Origin of the sequence: Pedobacter sp. CFBP9032 (assembly GCF_034045265.1) — a bacterium.
GTDB lineage: Bacteria > Bacteroidota > Bacteroidia > Sphingobacteriales > Sphingobacteriaceae > Pedobacter.
In genome coordinates this window covers 385,661-408,389 of the sequence record NZ_JAXCWE010000004.1, presented here as the reverse complement: position 1 = coordinate 408,389, position 22,729 = coordinate 385,661, and the positions used below count along the sequence as shown (strand labels likewise).

General features: G+C 38.2%; 23 protein-coding genes. 17 read left to right on the top strand and 6 right to left on the bottom strand.

The genetic code is table 11. The features are described from left to right. Position 1: 1 nt before the first annotated feature. Positions 2–412: a 6-pyruvoyl trahydropterin synthase family protein gene (locus SOM16_RS10435; protein ID WP_320463945.1), complete on the bottom strand. Its 411-nt coding sequence runs from the start codon at positions 410–412 to the stop codon at positions 2–4. A gap of 102 nt (positions 413–514) precedes the next feature. Between SOM16_RS10435 and mqnB the strand changes: the two genes are divergently transcribed. Beyond that, positions 515–1,138 (top strand): futalosine hydrolase, encoded by a 624-nt coding sequence (gene mqnB, locus SOM16_RS10430; protein ID WP_320463944.1) that lies wholly within the window; start codon positions 515–517, stop codon positions 1,136–1,138. A 41-nt stretch (positions 1,139–1,179) separates the two neighbouring features. Then, positions 1,180–2,028 carry a 1,4-dihydroxy-6-naphthoate synthase gene (locus SOM16_RS10425; RefSeq protein ID WP_320463943.1) on the top strand — a complete coding sequence of 283 codons (849 nt, stop codon included), beginning with the start codon at positions 1,180–1,182 and terminating at the stop codon, positions 2,026–2,028. Positions 2,029–2,216: 188 nt separating this feature from the next. Here the strand turns inward: SOM16_RS10425 and SOM16_RS10420 are convergent, their stop codons facing one another. From SOM16_RS10420 to SOM16_RS10405, 4 genes are all read right to left on the bottom strand, one after another. Continuing rightward, positions 2,217–2,912 carry a response regulator transcription factor gene (locus SOM16_RS10420; RefSeq protein ID WP_320463942.1) on the bottom strand — a complete coding sequence of 232 codons (696 nt, stop codon included), beginning with the start codon at positions 2,910–2,912 and terminating at the stop codon, positions 2,217–2,219. A gap of 171 nt (positions 2,913–3,083) precedes the next feature. Continuing rightward, complete coding sequence (locus SOM16_RS10415; protein WP_320463941.1) at positions 3,084–4,916, bottom strand: HAMP domain-containing sensor histidine kinase; 1,833 nt, start codon at positions 4,914–4,916, stop codon at positions 3,084–3,086. Positions 4,917–5,174: 258 nt separating this feature from the next. Next, on the bottom strand, positions 5,175–5,618 hold the full coding sequence (locus SOM16_RS10410; protein ID WP_320463940.1) for a hypothetical protein: 444 nt from the start codon (positions 5,616–5,618) through the stop codon (positions 5,175–5,177). A 206-nt stretch (positions 5,619–5,824) separates the two neighbouring features. Continuing rightward, positions 5,825–6,193, bottom strand: coding sequence for a DUF3127 domain-containing protein (locus SOM16_RS10405; RefSeq protein ID WP_029281815.1), 369 nt, complete (start codon positions 6,191–6,193; stop codon positions 5,825–5,827). Positions 6,194–6,264: 71 nt separating this feature from the next. Between SOM16_RS10405 and SOM16_RS10400 the strand changes: the two genes are divergently transcribed. From SOM16_RS10400 to SOM16_RS10330, 15 genes are all read left to right on the top strand, one after another. Then, positions 6,265–7,455 carry a THUMP domain-containing class I SAM-dependent RNA methyltransferase gene (locus tag SOM16_RS10400; protein WP_320463976.1) on the top strand — a complete coding sequence of 397 codons (1,191 nt, stop codon included), beginning with the start codon at positions 6,265–6,267 and terminating at the stop codon, positions 7,453–7,455. 448 nt (positions 7,456–7,903) lie between these two features. Continuing rightward, on the top strand, positions 7,904–8,185 hold the full coding sequence (locus tag SOM16_RS10395) for a helix-turn-helix transcriptional regulator (RefSeq protein ID WP_320463939.1): 282 nt from the start codon (positions 7,904–7,906) through the stop codon (positions 8,183–8,185). 71 nt (positions 8,186–8,256) lie between these two features. Beyond that, positions 8,257–8,901 (top strand): HD domain-containing protein, encoded by a 645-nt coding sequence (locus SOM16_RS10390; RefSeq protein ID WP_320463938.1) that lies wholly within the window; start codon positions 8,257–8,259, stop codon positions 8,899–8,901. 128 nt (positions 8,902–9,029) lie between these two features. Beyond that, complete coding sequence (locus SOM16_RS10385; RefSeq protein ID WP_320463937.1) at positions 9,030–10,286, top strand: putative DNA modification/repair radical SAM protein; 1,257 nt, start codon at positions 9,030–9,032, stop codon at positions 10,284–10,286. 211 nt (positions 10,287–10,497) lie between these two features. Continuing rightward, the gene (locus tag SOM16_RS10380) at positions 10,498–11,262 is read left to right on the top strand and encodes a TIGR03915 family putative DNA repair protein (RefSeq protein ID WP_320463936.1); all 765 of its coding nucleotides are present in this window, start codon (positions 10,498–10,500) and stop codon (positions 11,260–11,262) included. A gap of 33 nt (positions 11,263–11,295) precedes the next feature. After that, positions 11,296–12,321, top strand: coding sequence for a sensor histidine kinase (locus tag SOM16_RS10375; protein WP_320463935.1), 1,026 nt, complete (start codon positions 11,296–11,298; stop codon positions 12,319–12,321). A 153-nt stretch (positions 12,322–12,474) separates the two neighbouring features. Then, entirely contained in the window at positions 12,475–13,890 is a 1,416-nt protein-coding gene (gene miaB / locus SOM16_RS10370; protein ID WP_320463934.1) for a tRNA (N6-isopentenyl adenosine(37)-C2)-methylthiotransferase MiaB, read from the top strand. Positions 13,891–13,983: 93 nt separating this feature from the next. Continuing rightward, positions 13,984–15,228 (top strand): sigma 54-interacting transcriptional regulator, encoded by a 1,245-nt coding sequence (locus SOM16_RS10365; RefSeq protein WP_320463933.1) that lies wholly within the window; start codon positions 13,984–13,986, stop codon positions 15,226–15,228. 66 nt (positions 15,229–15,294) lie between these two features. Continuing rightward, the gene (locus tag SOM16_RS10360) at positions 15,295–15,801 is read left to right on the top strand and encodes an LptE family protein (protein WP_320463932.1); all 507 of its coding nucleotides are present in this window, start codon (positions 15,295–15,297) and stop codon (positions 15,799–15,801) included. A gap of 76 nt (positions 15,802–15,877) precedes the next feature. Then, complete coding sequence (locus tag SOM16_RS10355) at positions 15,878–16,930, top strand: hypothetical protein (protein ID WP_320463931.1); 1,053 nt, start codon at positions 15,878–15,880, stop codon at positions 16,928–16,930. Between the two features lie 15 nt (positions 16,931–16,945). Continuing rightward, the gene (gene secG, locus SOM16_RS10350) at positions 16,946–17,296 is read left to right on the top strand and encodes a preprotein translocase subunit SecG (RefSeq protein ID WP_320463930.1); all 351 of its coding nucleotides are present in this window, start codon (positions 16,946–16,948) and stop codon (positions 17,294–17,296) included. 152 nt (positions 17,297–17,448) lie between these two features. Beyond that, positions 17,449–18,000: a sigma-70 family RNA polymerase sigma factor gene (locus SOM16_RS10345; protein ID WP_320463929.1), complete on the top strand. Its 552-nt coding sequence runs from the start codon at positions 17,449–17,451 to the stop codon at positions 17,998–18,000. 10 nt (positions 18,001–18,010) lie between these two features. After that, entirely contained in the window at positions 18,011–18,361 is a 351-nt protein-coding gene (locus SOM16_RS10340) for a hypothetical protein (RefSeq protein WP_320463928.1), read from the top strand. Between the two features lie 216 nt (positions 18,362–18,577). Beyond that, positions 18,578–19,801, top strand: coding sequence for a DEAD/DEAH box helicase (locus SOM16_RS10335; RefSeq protein ID WP_320463927.1), 1,224 nt, complete (start codon positions 18,578–18,580; stop codon positions 19,799–19,801). A gap of 63 nt (positions 19,802–19,864) precedes the next feature. Beyond that, entirely contained in the window at positions 19,865–20,776 is a 912-nt protein-coding gene (locus tag SOM16_RS10330) for an AEC family transporter (RefSeq protein WP_320463926.1), read from the top strand. 511 nt (positions 20,777–21,287) lie between these two features. Here the strand turns inward: SOM16_RS10330 and SOM16_RS10325 are convergent. Next, complete coding sequence (locus SOM16_RS10325) at positions 21,288–22,715, bottom strand: L-serine ammonia-lyase (protein WP_320463925.1); 1,428 nt, start codon at positions 22,713–22,715, stop codon at positions 21,288–21,290. Positions 22,716–22,729: the final 14 nt, after the last annotated feature.

The window sequence follows — 22,729 nt, the reverse complement described above, 5'->3', positions numbered from 1 at the left end:
TTTAACCAAAGTATTCAACAAAGTTATTTTCGGTTTCATAGATTTTTACGCAATGCAAAATCGCACCACTTTCAGCAATCGGAGCCAGTAACTGATTCCAAACTTCGATGGCTAAATTTTCTGTTGAGGCCAGTTTGCCTTTCATAAAGTCGACATCCAGATTTAAGTTTTTATGATCAACTTTGTCTACCACGTAGGTATTCATCACGTCTTTCAACCACTTCAAATCTACCAGAAAGCCTGTTTCAGGATTAACTTCCCCTTTTACAGTAACATATAACCAATAATTATGGCCATGCCAGTTTGGATTAGCACACTTTCCATAAACTTCATTATTTTTATCATCATCCCAATCCGGTCTAGCCAACTTGTGGGCCGCATTAAATGATGCTTTTCTTGTTATATAAATCATTACTATTGAATAAACAACAAATATACTGATTAAGCTTAAAGGCTAAACATCAAAGCAGAAAGAAACCAGCGTTTAATGAAAACAATCTGTTAAATTTACCTTATGAAAACTTTACTTGTTGCCGCTACTAAGGCCGAACTATCTCTTTTTTATCAGCATTTTAGCCTGCCAGAAAAAGATTTTGTAGAAAGCAAGTATTTTGATGTGCTAATTACCGGAGTGGGCATGGTGGCTACAGCCTTTGCTTTAGGACAACATTTAGCCAACCAATATCAGTTGGTTCTGAATCTGGGAATTGCGGGGTCATTTGACAGAAACATAGAATTAGGTGCCTTGGTAAATATTACGGAAGATATTTTTGCAGAACTTGGGGCAGAAAACGAAGATGAATTTTTAAGCATTACGGAGTTAGGTTTTGGAGAGAATCGCTATCTGAATAAAACGCAGTTAACTATTAACCTGCCTATGGTTCGTGCCGTTACGGTTAATCGGGTAAGTGGCAATGAAAAAAGCATTCAAAATCAAATTAACCGATTCAACCCTTCAGTTGAAAGTATGGAAGGCGCAGCTGTTTTCTATGCTTGTAAGCAAGCAAATATCGACTGCATTCAAATTCGCAGCATTTCTAATTATGTGGAGCCCAGAAACAAAGATAACTGGAAAATCGGCCTGGCCATTAAAAACCTGAACGACTGGGCAATTGCCTTTATTGCAGAAATGAACTGATTATGACGTTTTAGTTTATCGCAAGCCTTAATTTTGATATTATGAAACTTACACTCGGTTTTTCACCATGCCCTAACGATACGTTTATATTTGATGCGCTCATTCACCATAAGATAGACACCGACGGATTAACATTTGAGGTTACTTATGACGACGTTGAAACCTTAAATCAGAAGGCGATGAAAGGCCAGCTTGATATTACCAAGTTAAGTTTTCATGCCTTTGCCTATGCAGTAAGTCAATACGCACTTCTGGATGCCGGCAGCGCCTTAGGTTTTGGTGTTGGCCCCTTGTTAATCAGCCATAAGTATGATCAGGAAACATTAGCCGAAAAAATAAAAAGTGATCCTGCCAGCATTCGTGTCGGGATTCCGGGAAAATATACCACTGCCAACTTTTTATTAAGCATTGCTTATCCGGAACTTCAGCATAAACAAGAATTGGTTTTTTCAGAAATTGAAACCGCTTTGTTGGAAGATCAGATTGACCTTGGCTTAATTATACATGAAAACAGGTTTACTTATCAGGATAAAGGCTTAACCAAGATTGTAGATCTTGGCGATTACTGGGAAAAACTAACAGGTTGTGCCATTCCTTTGGGTGGAATCGTGATCAATAGGAATTTAGATCGCGAGGTGCAATTAAAAGTAAACCGGTTAATCCGCGAATCGGTTGAATATGCATTTGCTCATCCAAAATCTAGTATCGGATTTATCCGCGAACATGCGCAAGCCATGGATGAGGCCGTGATGTACAAACACATTGAACTTTACGTAAACAAATACAGCATCAACTTAGGTGCCGAAGGCAGAAATGCGGTAGATACTTTATTTAAGCTTGCACAGGAAAGAAGTATTATCCCTGCTATCCAAGAGAACCTTTATATTTAAAATGGTTGAAAATTGGAAGGCTTAAATGTTGGAAAGTTGATTTTGGCGCCAAGAACATTTCAACGTTTCAACACCAGCAAACACTTTGTTTAAAGGGGTTGAGAGTCGGAAGGCTTAAATGCTGGGAAGTTATTTTCGTCGCCTAAAACATTTCAACTTTACAACATCCCAACGTTTGAACGTTCTACCTAACTCACCAACAACTTATACCCTTTGCCATGAACGTTAATAATCTCTACGTTCGCATCTCCTTTTAAATATTTACGTAGTTTACTTAAAAATACATCCATACTTCTACCGTTGAAATAATTATCATCGTGCCAGATGCTTAACAGCGCCTCTTCCCGGGTTAAAACCGTATTCTTTTTCAGGCAAAGCAGGCGTAATAATTCTGCTTCCTTAGTAGAAAGCTTTTGTTGCTGATCGTGGTGGGTGATGATTTGTGTGGTGTAATCAAAATGATAACTGCCGATGGCGAATTGTGTTTCAACGGCTTCTTCGGCATTGCTATCTTTACTGGCTACGCGTTTAAACATCGCGTTAATTCTAAGCAACAGTTCTTCAATGCGAAAAGGTTTAGTAATATAATCATCACCACCTAAATCATACGCAGCAGATTTATCTTCAAGCATGGTTTTAGCCGTTGCAAATATAATCGGAACATGGGAATTCACCTTTCTAATGTCTTTACCCAAAGTAAAGCCATCTTTCTTAGGCATCATTACATCAAAGATACAAAGGTCGAAATTCTGCTTGTTAAAAGCTTTTAAACCCTCTTCCCCATCGCTACACAAAACAACATCAAATTTGCCTTTTAATTGCAAATAATCTTGTAACAATAAACCTAAATTCGGATCGTCCTCTACCAGAAGTATTTTTTTCATGTTTTTGATTTTATTCACAGGTGTAGTATGTGCTACACCAGATGTTTGATTCTGAATGTATATAGTGGTTTAATTATAATCAGTTTTAATTTACGCCACTATACTAGGCAAAGTTTGCGGGCTAAAAATCAGTGTATCAACCCATGCTAATGAGGTGCCGATTACCCTGATTTATAAAGGTAAAGATATTTCGAACGTTGTTCCTTTATCTTTTTCACTATTTACTTTAATTGTACCGTTTAACTTCTTAATAATATCCTGAACGTAATTTAACCCTAAGCCAAAGCCTTTTACATCATGTAAATTCCCGGTTGGAACGCGATAAAACTGGTCGAAAACTCTTTTCGATTGTTCTTTTGTCATTCCTATTCCCTGATCAGAAATTTCGATAATCAGATGTTTACTGGTGTTCCGTGTAGCAATCGTAATTACCGGCACATCTGCACTGTATTTATTAGCGTTATCTATCAGGTTATAAAGCACATTCGAAAGATGTAATTCATCACCATAAACAACAGCATTTGTAGCATTTGTATGAAGATTAATAATGGCATTTCGCTTTTGTAATTGAAGCTCCATACTGTCTAGAACGATAATGATGAGGTCATTCATATCGACTTCAGTATTCTCCATTTTAAGTTCGCCTTTTTCCAATCTGGCAATACTTAAAACCCGTTCTATATGACTTCCTAACCGCACATTTTCATCATAAATAATGTTGGCCAGCCTGCTCAACCTGTTTTTATCTTCGGTAACCTCAGGGTCTTTTAGGGCCTCACTGGCAATCATAATGGTGGCCACCGGGGTTTTAAACTCATGCGTCATGTTGTTGATGAAATCTGTTTTCATCTCCGATATTTTCTTCTGCTTCAGAATGGCATAAAGCGTGTAAGAAAAAATAAAAACCAACACCAAAAGTAAACCTACTGATGATGCCAACGTTGCACTCAGGTTTGATACAATGGCAGAGTTTTTATTGGGGAAACTTACGATCAATGTTCCCGGATCCCGGAACAAATCATTTCCAAAGAGCGGAGTTTTATACGTGTTTTCTGGCAGGAATTCCTGCTTACCATTCGAAGCCTCTACATATAAAATCGAATCTTTTTTGGCCAGCGAAATTTTATAAGAAGGCTTCTGGTTAATATTGTGGGTAAGTAATTCTTCTTTAAGCAAAGTACCCAGCACCTCAAAATTTATCCGTTTATATAATGGAACATTCACTTCCTGCAACTCTTTAGAAACATCTTCTACCACACTTAAGCGAGTATAAGAAAAGGTATCTTTTCCAAGAGAAGCAATTTTAAGTTCCAATTTCTTCCGTGCAATTTCATCCTGACGTTTAAATTTTCTATTTAAGTCTTCCGAAATTTTAGGCAAACCGACCAGTAGTGGATTTCCTGTTAACGGATCGGATACCAAATACCTGATCGTATCTGGAAGGTTCTGGGGTGTTCTGAAATTAAAGGTTTTTGCATTTGGCGAAACTAATTTCGTTCTCATGCTGTACCCTTTCAGGTTCAGGCTGTTCAAATCCACAATCGCATCCATCTCTACATCCAGGCGGGTACCGCTGATGGATGGCTTAGGTGTAGAAAGGGATTTAAAATCACTTTCAGAAATCAGATTTGTTTTCCGGTAAGATACCCTGATAATACTATCTTGCTGATTTAAGTAATTTTCAATCTGGCTTTCATGCTCCGCTTGTCTTAACTCGGATTCTTGCGCAAATTGTTGCCTTAGATCTTTAACATCCAATGCCCGTTGCCTGGAATCCTGAAGCATTCTAAGCTTGTTTTCAGCATCTTTCTTATTCAGGTGATCAGCTACGTTTAAACGTTCGATCTTTTTTACTACGTTGGCTAAGGTTTGATTTACCTGTTGATCAAAAAGTTGAGATTTTAGGTAATAAGCTTCCCTGATGTAATACAACTGCATTACAAAAACACCAAGCAAAGCCACCGTCATTAATACGGTTATAAACCAAAAACTTCTTTTTTTCATTAACCTGGGATTGCCTTACCTCTTAAAAAAGATAAATAAAGCGTCTTTTAAATTAATCAGATACCAAAAATACTGATTCAGTAATGGAGAAGAATGTTTTTAACATATTTTAACAACGGGTATTGCGTTGTAAATGAAGATATAAACGATACAGCGGCAAAAAAAAATGCCAGGGCAAAAGCCCCGGCATGGTTCAAAATTTATTCTAATCTTCGTATAAACAAATAGCAATATTCTTTAAAGGAAAATATAGTATCATTATTTTTCTTTTGGTGGTGGGCTCAGTTTTACATTTTTATCCGATATTATTTGTCCATTCCTAAATTTTTGTTTTCCTATAAACTTCTTATTGTACCATACATAATCGAATAAATGGTCTTGTACATCAGAATACCTATCTAAATCGCGGGGGTTTTTCTTTAAATTGATTAAATTCGTTTTAGAAGATTCTTTATATAGCTGCAAAATGTACTGATTATCTTGTTTACCATTACCTATTGCATAAGCTAAACTATCAATCATTTTTTCAATCCGAACCGAAGAACTATAATTTTGGATAATATAAATAGAGGCAGAAACTTTTGGTTCTGACTTACTTAGTTCTTCATGTTTAATATCCTGGTAAAAGATGAGTTTTGGGGGTTTTACACTACGGCAGCTTAACAAAAGCATGGTGATAATTAAAAAGCTAATATTTTTCATATCTTAAAGATTTATTATAACTGTTTGCCTTGCTATAACTTTAGTTATAAAAGGTTTGTAGCTTTTTCGATGTTGTAGAACCCACCAAGATTGGAAGCCATCATGAATAATAGACAGCAAGAATAAAAAAAGTTACGCAAAAAAAAATGCCGGGGCAGAAGCCCCGGCATGGTTCAAAATTGTTTGCTTTAAAAAAGATTCTTTATTTAGAAAGGCAAATCATCATCTTCACCTGGTGCATTGCTAACATCAACCGGAGCGGCATAAGCTGGGGCTGCTGCGGATGGAGCGCCTGCTGCAACAGCATTGATTCTCCAAATTACCAAACTGTTGAAATATGATGTTTTACCCGTTTTATCTGTCCATGGGCGACCGCGTAAATTAAAGAAAACCTCAACCTCATCACCCGCTTTAAATGTATCTAATAATGCAGTTTTATCTTGTAAAGCCTCAAAACGGATATATTCTGGGTACGTTGGATTTTCTGCGTATTCTACTATTAAATCACGTTTTTTAAACGTTTCACTCACTTGCTGCGTTGCACCTACTTCGTGTACTTTTCCTTTAATTTCCATAACTAATACTAATATTGTACGTATAAAAGCCAAATCTCTATAATTTTATTGATAACTTCGCATATATTATGATGCAAGTTTTCCACAATAAAAGCAGGGTTATTATCACCTGCAACAAACGCCTTTCTCCGTATTTACAAGATGAGGTTACGGCTTTAGGTTACACTATAGAAAGAGCCTTTCAAACTGGTGTTGAACTGAATATCACCCTTACAGAGTGTATTAAGCTGAATTTGAACTTGCGTTGTGCCAGTCAGATTTTATATTCGATTAAAAGTTTTAAGGCCATTACGCCCGATGATTTATATAACGAGATTGCAGCAATTGAATGGGAAGAACTGATCGATTTTGCTGGTTATTTCTCCGTAACATCAAATGTTGACAATCCAAACATCACTACGCCGCTTTTTGCCAACCTGAAAGTAAAAGATGCGATTGTAGACCGAATGAAAGAGAAGAAGGGGATTCGTCCAAATTCTGGCTCAGATGCAAATAAAGCAGTAGTCCATTTATATTGGAAAGATGCCGATGCCGATGTTTTTATGGATACCTCTGGCGAAACGCTTGCCAAACACGGTTATCGTAAAATACCAGGAAAAGCACCGATGCTGGAGGCACTTGCATCCGGCGTAATCTATGCTACCAAATGGGATCGCAAATCACCTTTTATTAACCCCATGTGTGGTTCTGGAACCTTAGCCATCGAAGCAGCGTTAATTGCAACTAACCGTGCACCTGGTTTATACAGAATGAACTATGCTTTCATGCATATTTTAGGATATGAAGAAGAAGCCTTTTTTGCCGAGAGAAGAATTTTAAAAGACCAGGTAATTAAAAACACTGATCTTAAAATTATCGCTTCCGATCTTTCTGAAGATGCGGTAGAAGTAACCCGAAGAAATGCAAAAACTGCTGGCGTAGATACGCTAATTGAATTTGAAGTTTGTGATTTTGAACTTACGCCCGTTCCTGAAGAAGGGCAAGGCACCGTAGTCTTCAACCCGGAATATGGAGAGCGATTGGGTGTTCACAGCAAACTTGAGCAAACGTATAAACGCATGGGCGATTATATGAAAACAAAATGCAAAGGTTACTCGGGCTATATTTTTACCGGAAACCCAGACCTTGCTAAAAAGATAGGTTTAAAGGCCTCGCGTAAGCTGGAATTTTACAATGGAAAACTAGATTGTCGCTTACTTGAATACGAATTGTATGATGGCTCCCGCCGCGCACCATTGGTTGAACAAGAAACTGTTTCTTAAATCATCGATCCAATCGACCAAGCCTGAATTTTTAGTATCTATGAAATAAGATACTGGAAAATTCAGGTTTTATTATTTCATGAAACGCAAGGCAGTGATCAAGCTTCCTGCCAAAGCAATCCTTCCTCAACCAGCCTTAAACGTTAATCTATAGATTCATACCCTTATTAGAATGAATAATACCTAAATTAATGCCTATTTCATTTTGTCAAAATCCTATCAATTCGATTAAAAACCTCCGGAAATTATTGATCTGAAAGATTTCTAAAATATTGATTTTCAAAAACAAAACGGAATACATTAAACTTTTAGGTTATGTGTTTGTTTAATCGATACCATCGGTTACTCACGTTATTGATTCCTTATAGTGCTAAAAACTTCCATTTCGAAAAACTATAGGAATAAAAGACTCGTATATATTAAAAAATTATAAAAATTATCCCTTTTTATGGAAGATGTATTAGCTTTGAAGACGAAAAACGTTGCCGGGAACATTAGAAAAATTAGAGAATACAGAGATTATACTCAAGATTATCTAGCGGCAAAATTAAAAATTTCGCAGAATGCCTATAGTAAAATTGAACTTGGCTATAGTAAACTTACAATTGATCGTTTATTTCAGGTTTCTGAAATTTTAGAAGTCGAGGTTACGCATTTGTTAACCTTAAATCCTAACGATTTAATAAAAATCATATCTGACGACGAGCAGAGGGCAGCAGCGGTGAGTTAATAACTTCCGCTGTTGATATCATTTTTTTATCCTTGCACCTATTTCCAATATCTTTGTTGCAAATACTAATTATGCAAGATTCTATCCTAAAAACCATCACTTTCGTTAAACAAACGCTAAAAGATGCCGAAGCCGGCCACGATTGGTTTCACATTGAACGTGTCTTAAAAACGGCTATAAACATCAACAAAGAAGAACACGGCAACGAACTAGTTGTTGCTTTCGCAGCGCTATTGCACGACATTGCTGATCCAAAATTTAATAATGGAGATGAAGAATTAGGCCCCAATATGGCTGCATCTTTCTTGCAGTCTATTGCTATCGAGGCAGAGATCGTAGAACACGTTAAACTTATTATTCAGCACATGTCTTTCAAAAACAGTTTTGATGGCAATAGCTTTACATCGAAAGAAATGCAAATTGTTCAGGATGCAGATCGTTTAGATGCCATTGGCGCTATAGGAATTGCGAGAGCCTTTACCTATGGTGGTTTTAAAAACAGGGTTTTATATGATCCGGCAATTAAAGCTGAAGAACACCTCTCGAAAGAAAGTTATAAAAACACCACGGCACCAACCATTAATCATTTCTATGAAAAGTTGCTGTTGCTGAAAGACATGATGAATACTCACGCCGGAAAGAAAATAGCGGAGAAAAGGCACCAGTTTATGCTGGATTACCTGGATCAGTTTTACCGTGAATGGGAAGGTGAATAAGACGTCTACTAAATTGCCTTGTTTAAATATTTTTCTATTACATAATATTCCCTTAAAGAGTGGTTTCTTTATTTTTATTTACTAATATTTTTAGCCATAAAGCTATATTTGTTAGTAAATAAAAACCTATGTCTGATCGAATTCGTGAAAAGTTAAACATTCTTGCCGACGCTGCTAAATATGATGTTTCCTGCTCATCAAGTGGTGGCACTCGGAAAAATGATAATAAAGGCATTGGCGATAGCCACTCATCCGGCATCTGCCATACCTATACTGAAGACGGCCGATGTGTATCGCTTTTAAAAATTCTTTTAACCAATCATTGTATTTACGATTGCCTGTTCTGTGTTTCCAGAAAAAGTAATGATATAAAACGGGCTGCTTTTACAGTAGATGAAGTGGTAGACCTCACCATGAATTTTTACCGCAGGAATTATATTGAAGGGCTATTTTTGAGTTCTGGAATTTTCAAAAATGCGGATTTTACCATGGAACGCTTACTTTTGGTGTGTAAAAAGCTTCGTTTAGAACAACGCTATAATGGCTATATTCATTTAAAAACCATTCCTGGCGCCAGTGAAGAGTTAATTAAGGAAGCCGGATTATATGCAGATCGAATGAGTATCAACTTAGAGATGCCAACCGAAGCTGGCCTTAAACTTTTAGCTCCCGAAAAAAGTCATGCAGATGTGATTAAACCTTTAGATTTTGTGCAACAAAATATTGTTCAGTTTGCAGCAGATAAGAAACTCATTAAACATGTTCCGAAATTTGTTCCGGCAGGCCAAAGTACACAAATGGTAATTGGTGCCACACCAGAGAGCGATAAAGACATTATGTATACGGCTAATGCATTTTATAAAAATTTTGCTTTAAAAAGAGTTTATTATTCGGGCTACGTACCCATCAGTAACGATAGCAGGATGCCAATTTTGGGCACTCAGCCTCCATTATTAAGAGAGAACAGGCTGTACCAAACGGATTGGTTAATGCGGTTCTATGGATTTAAAGTTCAGGAAATTTTAAACGATGCCAATCCGAATTTAGATGTAGATATCGATCCGAAATTAAGCTGGGCAATTAGAAACATGCAGCATTTTCCTGTTGATATTAATAAAGCAGACTATAAAATGATTCTACGCATTCCCGGCATCGGTGTAATGTCTGCAAAGAAAATTGTTCAGGCCAGAAAATTCGGAAAGCTAAGAATAGACCAGTTGAAAAAAATAGGTGTGGCTTACAACAGGGCGAAACATTTTATTACTTGTGCAGATAGCCCTTATCAGTTAAGAGATTATCAGGGAACGCAAATAAAGGCCTTTATCATGGCCGAGAGCCAAAGTAAATACCTAAAGACAGATAATAATCAGCTTATCTTATTTTAATGGAATAAGGAAAGAGAGCAAGGATTAAGGAGCAAAGAGTAAAGAACAAGGAGCAAAGAACAAGGAGCAAAGAGAAAAGAATAAAGAGCAAGGAACAAAGAGAAAAGAGCAAGGGACAAAGAACAGTTCCATGATCGGAAAACGGATCAGCTGTCTGCTTCCTGCAATTCCAACTCACTACACTATTAAACCGCTAAGCGCGATAACTTTAATGATTTATACTTTCGATGGTTCCCTTACGGGCTTATTAACTTCGGTGTTTGAATGGTTTGAGCGGAAGCCTGGCCCTACTACATTGCAATTTAACACTATTTTCCAGCCAGAAGCTTTTACCGAAACCGTCGAAATCATTACCAACCAGGAAAAAGCAGATCGCGTTTGGAAAGGGCTTCAAAAAAAATTAAAAAAAGACTGGCAGCGGACGTTCTATTGCAGCTATTTATCAGAAATTCCAGAGGCTTACAATCACCTTTTCCAGTTCGCCATTTATATTTTTGAAAACGAAATGGGTGCAGCGGCAAACTATGGCAATGATCATGTGATTGCACTTGCAAAATATGCAAAAAGCGTGGAACGCGAAAAACACCGTATGGAAGCTTTCATCAGGTTTCAAAAAACAGGAGATGGTATGTTTTATACTTCCATAGATCCTGATTTTAATGTACTACCCTTAATTTCTAATCATTTTAAAAATCGCTATGCTGATCAACAATGGATCATCTACGATTTAAAACGTAAATATGGCCTTCATTATGATTTAAATTCTGTTGAAGAAGTAACCATCAACTTTTCTGATGGCGCGAAAAATCCAAATCCTTCATTAGCCCTGATGGATGAAAAGGAAGAACTTTATGCCGTTTTATGGAAAGATTATTTTAAAAGCGCCAATATTGTTGCCCGAAAAAACACCAAACTTCATCTGCAACATGTACCAAAAAGATATTGGAAATATTTAACTGAAAAGCAATTGGCTTAACATCGATTTAATATAAAACCGTTAAATTGCAACATGAAATTAAGTGTGCTGGTTTTATTTACGGCTTTAGCTGTTGCGCTATCCATCGGGATGGTTAACTTTTATTTCCAGCATAGCTTTTATTATCTCGCCATCTCCTTTGGGGTTTCATTTTTAAGTAGTTTTCTCGTTTTTTATTACCTGCTGGAAAAATATATCTACAATAAAATTAAGCTGATTTATAAGCTGATTCACAACCTAAAACTTGGAAAAGATCTAAAAGACGCCTTGGGTGAGTATGTAAGTTCTGACCCGATAAACGATGTGGAACAAGAAGTAAAAGAATGGGCTGGCGCAAAGAAAAAAGAAATTGATCTGCTTAAAAAACAAGAACAATTTAGAAGAGAATTCCTTTCAAATGTATCTCACGAATTTAAAACACCACTCTTTGCCATTCAGGGTTATATAGAAACATTGCAGGATTGTATTACTGACGATCCGGATATGGCGATTAAATTTCTAAAAAAAGCAGAAAATAACGTAGAAAGATTAAGTTACCTGATTAATGACCTGGATGCTATCGCAAAATTAGAAACAGGTGAATCGCCCATCAATTATCAAAAATTTGATTTTGTATCCCTTGCTAAAGATGTAATGGAAAACCTGGAAGACAGGGCGAAAGCAAAAAACATTAAGCTTTTTTTTAAAGATAAATATACTGCAATTACGAGTGTAAATGCTGACCGCGAAAAAATCAGACAGGTGCTGATCAATCTCATTGTGAATAGTATAAAATATGGGATAGAAAACGGCGAAACCGCTATTAAAATATTTGAATTGCACGATCAGTTTCTTATTGAAGTTACAGATAATGGAATCGGGATTGAAGAAAAACACCTGGCCAGGCTTTTCGAACGTTTCTACCGCATTGATACCCACCGTGCAAGAGAAGTAGGTGGTACGGGCTTAGGCTTGGCCATCGTAAAACATATTCTGGAAGCACATCAACAAACCATTTCGGTAAGAAGTACGCCTGGCATTGGAACTACCTTTGCTTTTACGCTTCAAAAAGGCGGATAATAGCTAAAATCTATTATAATATTCCTTTCAAGCGCTAAACTATCATTTTTTTTAACGGTTATAATTAAACTGTAAACATTTGAACTAAAGGTGCCAATTTGTCACTTTTAATTTAATTTGTGTATTTTTGCAATCCCAAAATCTTTTTAAAGAATGATTGATTTACAAGTACAGGATAAAACGCATGATGAGGCCAGACAAGGTGAAGCACTAATTTTAGATGCCCCAGTAAAAGCCGACGCACGTAAATTATACATTGAAAGTTACGGCTGTGCAATGAATTTTGCAGATAGCGAAATTGTGGCCTCTATCCTTTCAGAAACAGGGTTTGAAACCACAGGCGATTACCATCAGGCAGATGTGATTTTTATTAACACTTGTTCTATTCGCGAAAACGCAGAAACCAGGGTAAGAAATCGTTTATCGCAATTTGGTGTAGAAAAACGCCGCAATCCTAAGTTAATTGTGGGGGTGCTGGGTTGCATGGCAGAACGCCTTAAATCTAAATTCCTGGAGGAAGAGAGATTAGTAGATGTAGTGGTAGGCCCGGATGCCTACAGGGATTTACCGAATTTAATTGAACAGGTAGAAAGTGGCCATAAAGCAGTGAACGTATTGTTATCTCGTGAAGAAACTTACGCAGATATCAGTCCTGTTCGTTTAAATAGCAATGGAATTACCGCTTTCATTTCCATCACCCGAGGCTGCAACAACATGTGTTCTTTCTGTGTGGTGCCCTTTACCCGTGGCCGCGAAAGAAGCAGGGATGCACATTCCATTATTGAGGAGGCGAAATCGTTATTTGAATCCGGTTACCGGGAAGTAACCCTTCTAGGCCAGAATGTAGATTCATACACCTGGACTTCCGAAGATGGAACTGAAACCGTAAACTTCGCACAACTTTTAGCACATACTGCATTAATTAATCCTGATTTAAGGGTTCGTTTTTCTACCTCTCACCCGAAAGACATTACCGATGAAGTTTTAGAGACCATCGCTAAATACGATAATATTTGTAACTACATTCACCTACCGGTTCAATCTGGCAACAGCCGGATTTTAGAATTAATGAACCGTACTTACACCCGCGAATGGTACATTAACCGGATCGATGCCATTAGAAGAATTATTCCCGGATGCGCAATCTCCACTGATATCATCGCCGGTTTCTGCACCGAAACCGAAGAAGAACATCAGGAAACGTTGAGCATGATGGACTATGTAGCATACGATTTTGCTTATAATTTTACCTACTCGGAAAGACCAGGAACTTTAGCCGCTCGTAAATTGGCAGACGATATTCCTGAGGAAGTAAAAAAACGCCGTTTAGCAGAAATTCTGGCAAAACAGCAGGCACATTCATTGATGCGCCTGCAAGAGTGGATTGGAAAAACTGTTCGCGTATTAATCGAAGGCACATCTAAGAAATCTGATCTTGATTATTGCGGCCGAGGCGATAGTGGTGCAATGGCAATCTTCCCGGCAACAGAAAGTGTAAAACCTGGTGAATACGCTAATGTATTTATTGAGAAATGTACATCAGCTACCCTAATTGGAAGAATAGTTTAAAAAAAGAGGTTAAAGGTTACGGGTTAAATGTTACATGGTTAGTTATAACCCATGACTTTTAACCTTTAACAGTCAACTTTTAACATTACAAGAATGGATACACAAAATATAAAACAACGATTCGGGATTATTGGCAATTCGCCCTTACTTAATCGTGCCATAGATATTGCCAGCCAGGTTGCTCCAACAGACATGTCGGTTTTAATTACAGGTGAAAGTGGAAGTGGTAAAGAAGTTTTTTCACAGATTATCCATCAAATGAGCGCACGCAAACATGGCTCATTCATTGCCGTAAACTGTGGGGCCATTCCGGAAGGAACAATTGACTCGGAGCTTTTCGGACATGAAAAAGGCTCGTTCACTGGCGCACACGAAGCTAGAAAAGGCTATTTCGAAGTAGCCAACGGCGGAACGATCTTTTTAGATGAGGTTGCAGAATTACCGCTCGGAACCCAAGCCCGTTTGCTCAGGATTTTAGAAAGTGGTGAATATTTACGGGTAGGTTCATCAAAGGTGCAAAAGACAGATGTCCGCATTATTGCCGCAACCAACGTTGATGTTTACCATCGCGTAAAAAATGGCAAGTTTCGTGAAGATTTATATTACCGGCTAAACACAGTGCCTTTACGCATCCCTGCCTTGCACGAGCGAAAAGAAGATATTTACTTATTGTTCAGAAAATTTTCTGCAGACTTTAGTGATAAGTACCGTAGTCCATCATTACACCTGGAGGCCGATGCCGTTCAAATTCTCACCAACTACAGCTGGCCGGGAAACGTTCGTCAGCTTAAAAATATTGCCGAACAAATTTGCGTACTGGAAAAGGATAGAAATGTTACCGGACCAGCAATTCTAAATTATATTCCAAACGAGGCAGGAAGTAACCTCCCAATGGCGATCAATTCTCAATCGAAAGAAGACTTTACAGAAAGAGATATCCTTTATAAAGTTTTGTTCGATATGAAAAAAGACATGGTTGAACTCAAAAAGCTGGTAGCCGAAATTATACAGCATGGCGGAAATACAGCCAGCGTTTTGGCAGATAATCCTCAATACATCAACCAGTTATACAGAGACGTTGAATTGCCGGGTGGCCAGGAGCATACTTTTACCATCCAACAGCCTACGCCAAACAACAATAATAATAGCAGCAATAATTCAGATTACTACGCACACGATGCAGAAGAGATTGAAGAATCTTTGTCGCTGATTGATAAAGAATCCGATCTCATCAAGAAAGCGTTAAAGAAACACAAAGGGAAGCGAAAATTTGCTGCTCAGGAGTTGGGTATTTCAGAACGTACGCTTTACAGAAAAATTAAAGAATTAAGTTTGTAGACGATAACTATCGCCTAAATGCAGTAAAAACAAATTGTAAAGCAACTAAAACAGCACCCATCATAAATGAAAATTAAAATATTTATCCTTCTTGTAGTTACAGCGCTCACAGCATGTTCTTATAAGTTTAATGGGGCATCAACCGTAGGTTTAAAAACCGTTGTAGTGAAAGTTTTTGAAAATAATGCTCCATTGGTTGTTCCTGCACTGAGCAATCAGTTTACCGAAGCCTTAAAAACCAGGATCCGGAACCAAACGAGCCTGAGCATCTCCACAACAGAGGGCGATGCCGTGTTTGAAGGTAGAATTACAGGTTATGACATTAAGCCGGTGGCTTTACAATCCAGCACCACTCCAACAGCAGGTGCAAACAGGTTAACCATTACGGTTGCCGTAAAATACACCAATAATACAGAAGGCAAAGAGAAAGAAAGCTTTGAAGAAAGTTTTACCAAATACTTTGATTTTCCGCTAAATGGTGCACCCATTCAATCTGCATTACCGGCAGCAATAGAGAACATTAACAGACAGCTTACAGAAGATATTTTTAACCGTGCTTTTGCACAATGGTAAGCTCACTTATAGCGCTATACTCATAAAACTTTCAAAAAACCGCTTACATTTTTTAACTTAGCGACAAACCTATATAATGAATCATCAGCAGCTACTGGCAAATTTACTCGCTCAACCTGGCAAGGTTGGTCCGGAGCATGTACCCATGCTTCAGGAACTTGCAGTACAATTTCCGTATGCTCAACCCATTCATTTACTGCTCGCCAAAGCTGATGCTTCTTTTATTTCTAAGGCTGCACTTTATAGCCATGGCAATGCGCTCTTTCATGTTTTAAACATGGTTTCGGTTAAAGATGAAACCACTTCTTTTGAAGAAAAAACTGAAGAAAACGAGGAAATTGAAACGGTTATCATAGCAAATCAGGATGAAGTTATTGAAGCTAAAGCCGAAGTTATTCCGGTTGAACAGGATGCAACCCCAATTGTAGAGCCAACGGCTGATTTACCGGGTTCAAATTTCGATTCATCTGATTTCCCTGCCGAAGAAGAGCTATTTATAGAAAGTATTGCCACAACTGATTTTTTTGCATTTGAAAAAAAGCTGAGCACTGATGTGGTTCGTACTGCTCCTCAAATAGAAACAGTTGTTCCTGACAGTCATGATGTAAATTTTGTTTCTAAATACGATGATGATCAATTGCCCTATACTTTTTTATGGTGGCTCTCTAAAACCCGAAAAGAACACGAGCAAATTTTTCAACCTTATGTTCAGCCAAAACCAGCAATTGTTAAACAAGAGCCAGCTCAGCAAAAAAACACTGCAGAGTTTCAACAACAATACGTTGAACACATATTCCATATTCAAACTCCTTTCGAAGTTGCAGATCATTTAGCAGAATATCCTTCAGCTGATGTAAAAGATGCCAAGGGTGCAGAAATTATTGAAAAATTCCTGAAAGAAGACCCTACCATAAAACCACCAAAGCCAGAGCAAATCGACACAGAAAATAAAGCAAAGAAGAGCGCTGAAGATCGTTACGACTTAGTTTCTGAAACTTTAGCGAAAATTTATATCGAACAAATGCTTTATCACAAAGCCATAGATACTTATAAAAAATTAAGTTTGAAATATCCAGAAAAAAGTGGTTACTTTGCCGACCTTATCCAATCTATAGAAAAGAAATTTTAAAATATAATATTTACCATGGTAACTTTTTTAATCATTTTATTAATTGTTGTGTGTATTGCTTTAGGCTTATTTGTATTGATACAAAATCCTAAAGGTGGTGGTTTAGCAAGTGGAGGTGGCACAAGCAACATGTTTGGTGTGCAACGTACCGGTGATGTTTTGGAAAAAGGATCCTGGATCTTGTTAACCTTTATCGTTGTTTTAACATTAGCCATTACTACTGTTGCCAAAAGCGGCGGTGGCGCTACAGCTGTTGGAAATTCATCCATTCAAGAGCGTTTAGATAAAACACCGTCTCCATCTCCAATCGGTGGAAACTTCAACAATACTGCTCCTGCAAAACCTGCAGATACAACAAAAAAATAATTCAAACTCATTTAGTTTGCCTGAAGCTTTCCTCAAAAAGGAAGGCTTTTTTTGTTGTTGATTTTTTGATCAGTTCACATCATGGATAAAACTGAATATATTTAAAGTAAAACCGAACCTCATTCGTTTACTGATCTATAACGCCATTGATCGTGCCTGATAAAGAAACGCTAAATATTATTTCTACTGTTGCCAATTATGGTAAACGCCTTTTCAGTTTTATCCGTGGACGGGTAAATACTGATGAAGATGCGGAAGATATTTTGCAGGATGTTTGGTATCAATTGAGCAATCAGCCAGAGGCTGGTGCCATTGAGCAGATTAGTGGTTGGCTATATCGCGTAGCACGAAATAAGATTACGGATAAACATAGAAAGCAAAAAGAAGCATTGCTGGAAGATTTTGGTTATGAAGACGATGAGGGTGAATTTAACTTCAGGGAGGTTTTGCTCGCAGAATCATGCTCGCCGGAAGAAGAAAGTTTAAAAAGACTTTTTTGGGATCAGTTATTTCTGGCGCTGGATGAATTGCCAGAGAAGCAACGTTATGTGTTTGTTCAAAACGAACTGGAAGAGCGTACGTTTCAGGATTTATCAAATGAAACTGGTGAGAATATTAAAACGCTTATTTCAAGAAAGGGTTACGCGGTAAAACATTTGCGTAGCCGTTTGCAAAATTTGTATCAAGAATTTATAAACTATTAAATATAATAAAATGAGCAATAGAAAATTTAGTAAGGGCATGAAATTTCTTTTCTGCCTACCCGTTATTGCACTCATTGCAACCGCCCTGGGCTACATTGTTATGTACTTGTGGAATTGGATTTTGCCAAACATTGCTCACGTTGGGCAATTAAATTTCTGGCAGGCGCTTGGCTTACTGGTTTTATGCAGATTACTTTTCGGCAATTTCAACAAAGGGGGTGGCGGCTTTCGGGAGAAAGCCTTTAAAATGCGTTCAAAATGGGAAAGCATGAATGAAGAAGAACGGGCAAAATTTAAAGCAGAATATAAAAACAGGTGTAGTAGCTGGAGAAGCAAAAATAGGGAGCAGCAAGCAAACTAACTCCATTAATTAGGATTTCCTTCCACTGGTCGGGATCTGATCCCGACTATAGTTTCTACGGATTTTAATCCACCAGCAGGTACAACCGATATATTCTACTAACCAAAAGGGTACAGAATACACCCATTACAATTCAAAATCTCATTTGATGTTAAATGTTTTTTGCTATTCGCCTTAATTTGAGGTACTTTTGCTAAAAGATATAAACACATCAGATTGAATTTTAACGATTTTAACTTTGGCCCCGATTTATACGAAGGCCTAATGGCGATGGGGTATAAAAGCGCCACACCGATCCAACAACAAGCCATTCCGGTAATTTTGGATAATCACGATCTAATTGCCTGTGCCCAAACAGGAACAGGAAAAACCGCCAGCTATTTATTGCCTGTAATGGATAAGATTAGCCGGGCTACCGATAGACATAATAACACCCTAATATTAGCACCCACCCGCGAACTAGCTCAACAGATTGATTTACAAGTTGAGGCACTTGCCTACTTTACCAATATCAGTTCACTTGCTGTTTATGGCGGTGGCGATGGAATTGCGTATGAGCAACAAAAGCGTTCTATGCGTGAGGGTGTAGATATCATTATTGCAACGCCCGGTCGTTTAATGGCGCATTTATCATCTGGCGTATTAAAGCTTGAGCATTTACAGCATCTGATTTTAGATGAGGCAGACAGAATGTTAGACATGGGTTTTTATGATGACATTATTCGCATCATCAGCTATTTGCCTAAGAAAAGACAAACTTTGCTTTTTTCTGCAACCATGGCGCCAAAAATCAGAACGATGGCGGCTAAGATTTTAAATGACCCGCAGCAGATTACCATTTCCATCGCAAAACCAGCCGAGGGAATTGATCAGCAGGCTTACAACATTCACGATCAGCAAAAACAAGCTTTATTAACTGATATTTTTAAAGATGATAAATACAAAAGCAGTATCATCTTCGCATCAACCAAAGAAAAGGTTAAAGCTTTATACAAAACATTTAAAAGTTTAGGCATTAAAGCCGAGGCATTTCACTCAGACTTGGGGCAGAAAGAGCGCGAAGATATTTTGCTGGCTTTTAAAAACAGAAGGTTGCCAATTTTAATTGGAACAGATGTATTATCCCGTGGGATTGATGTAGAAGGAATTGACCTTGTAATTAATTACGATGTACCCGGCGATCCTGCAGATTATGTACACCGCATTGGCAGAACGGCGAGAGCCGCAACCAAAGGAACTGCGATAACGCTGGTTAATGGCAGAGATAAACGTAAGTTTGATAACATCGAGCGGTTAATTGAAAAGCCTGTTCAGCGCATGCCTTTACCCGAGCAGATTGCGGCGATGGAGATTACCAATGTAGAGGAAAAACGCCCACCACAAAATAACAACGGAAAGAAAAAAGTTTGGCATAAGAAAAAGCCAAAACCATCAGTATAATTTAAACGCCAGTAAGCTTCCTTATTGGCGTTTTTCTTTTAACCCTTATCTTTGCTTACGCAAATGGCAAATTTTATCCTCATTGGCTTATGCATAATAGCCGGAATACTTTTTAGAAAAAGCAAAACGCTACCTAAAGATGCACATAAAGGCATTAATGCGTGGATTATTTATATCGCACTACCTGCTGTTTCATTTAAATACCTGCCTCATATTGTCTGGTCAAAAGATTTACTTTTTCCGGCTTTCGCCCCGATTTGTATCTGGATGTTTGGCTGGTTATTTATTACTGCTTACAGTCGGATTAGAAAGTTAAGCAGCGCAACTACCGGTGGACTAAAACTCGTAAGTTCGCTAAGTAACACCTCCTTTATTGGCTTTCCACTAATCCTGGCTTATTTTAGTGAGCAAGAGATTCCTATCGCCATTATCTGTGATCAGATTACCTTTACACTATTATCTACCATTGGGATCATTGTAGCCATTCGGGCCTCGCAACAGCAAAAATTAAACGGTAAGTTGGTTCTGAAAAAGGTATTGAGTTTTCCGCCATTGGTTGGATGCGTTTTAGCATTGATCATCCCCAGGCTTTTAAACATTTCTTTCCTCGATCCTTTATTCGAGAAACTGGCAGGAACGGTTGGTCCGTTGGCTTTATTCTCTATTGGTTTACAATTAAAGTTTGGCGGTTGGTTTAGCGAACTAAAACACATCAGTATTGCCTTACTTTACAAATTGATTTTAGCGCCGCTTTCTATTTTGCTAATCGCTATACTCTTGGGAATGACTGGCACAATTACTAAAATTACTATTTTTGAGATGGCAATGCCTACCTTATTAACCGCTGGCGTAGTTGCCGACCAATATAACCTGAATCCGAAACTTGCTAACCTGGTGGTGGGGATCGGAATTTTATTGTCTTTCATCACCACGGCATTATGGTGGGTGGTGTTAACACATTTTGGATTATTTTGAGTTTAACCGCAAAGAACGCAAAGTTTTTCGCAAAGTAACGCAAAGTGGGGTAACGGTTAATCACAGAGAGCAACAAGAAAGGCATAAAGGGTTATATTCTCAGTGTTGGATTTAAAAGTTTAACCACAAAGAACACAAAGTTTTTCGCAAAGTAACGCAAAGTTGGGGTAAGGGTTAATCAGAGGGTAATAAGAGCAGGCACACAGGATTATATTCTTAGTGTTGGTTCAAAAGTTAACAGCAAAGAATGCAAAGCTTTTCGCAAGGTAACGCAAAGTTGGGTTAAGGGATAATCAAAGAGGGCAATGAGAAAAGGCACAGAGAACACACAGGATTACATTCTCAGTGTTAATTCAGAAGCCTGTGGTAATAACGTTTTGCTTATCTGCGGAATTCCCGAAATCAGCGGGATAATTTCACGCAAAGGTTGATTGTAGAGCTAGACCAATAAGCGCCCGGAATTTTACCTAGATTTTAAATTTGCCAGACTCTAGACTTAAACGCTAAAGCGCTAACACTCCGGTAAACTAATCGGGATATTGGTTGCCAAGCCTCCATCAGATGTTTCTTTGTACTTAGCATTCATATCTAAAGCCGTTTCCCACATCGTGTTAACCACGGCATCTAAACTCACTTTTGCCTTATCAGGATTACTTTGCAAAGCCAGCTGACTTGCAGTAATCGCTTTAATGGCGCCCATGGTATTCCGTTCAATGCAAGGAATCTGCACCAGACCACCTATTGGATCGCATGTTAAGCCCAGGTGATGTTCCATTGCAATCTCTGCCGCCATTAAAACCTGGCGCTGAGAACCACCTAAACACTCTGTCAGCGCAGCAGCTGCCATAGCTGATGAAACACCAATTTCTGCCTGACAACCGCCCATCGCAGCGGAGATGGTTGCGCCTTTCTTAAAGATACTTCCAATTTCTGAGGCACAAGCTATAAATTGGATAATTTTATTCTCATCGTAACCATCGCAAAAGGTAATAAAATATTGAAGCACTGCCGGAATTACCCCTGCAGCACCATTGGTTGGGGCAGTTACCACCCGTCCGAAGGATGCATTTTCTTCATTAACGGCTAACGCAAAACAGCTCACCCAATCCAAGGTATAATTAAAGCCGTTTCCACCTTTTTTAATGGCTTCTACCCAACTGTTGTAATCTGAATATTCACTTTTATCTATTAATCGTTTATTTAATGGAAATGCTCTTCGCGCCACGTTCAAACCGCCAGGCAAAAAACCAGTAGTATGGCAACCCCTATAAATACAATCGCGCATTACGGCAAAGTGTTGTAGAATTCCGTTTTTTGTTTCGGCTTCAGATCTCCAGGCCAATTCGTTTTCGAGCACAATTTCGCTCACTTTCAATCCGGTAGATAAACACCAGTGTAAAAGTTCCTTTGCCTTTTCAATTGGAAATGGCAAGTCTACCTGGGTCTTATGACTATTATCCTCCCCTTCTTTCACTACAAAACCACCACCAATAGAGTAATAAGTTGCTGAGAAAGCTTTTCCATTATTTAAAAATGCCTGAAAAGTTACCGCATTTGGATGAAAGGGAAGACTTTCGGTAAACAAGAAAAGCAAATCATTATCGTAATCGAAATCGATTAATCTCGCACCAGCCAGGTTTAGCGCTTTGTTTTGTTGAATCGCTTCAAACGTTGGGGTTACTGCATCCACGTCGAAGGTAACGGGATCGGCACCAGTTAATCCCAACAGGATAGCCACATCGGTTCCGTGGCCCTTCCCTGTTTTCGCAAGCGAGCCATAGAGTAATATTTTTACTGCTTCTACATGATTAATAACACCGTGTTGCTTTAACGATGCCGTAAATTGCTGCGCAGCACGCCATGGTCCAAGTGTATGAGAACTCGATGGACCAATACCGATTTTAAAAATATCGAAGACGGAGATTTGCTCTTTAATCATGAAGAAAGTTAGTT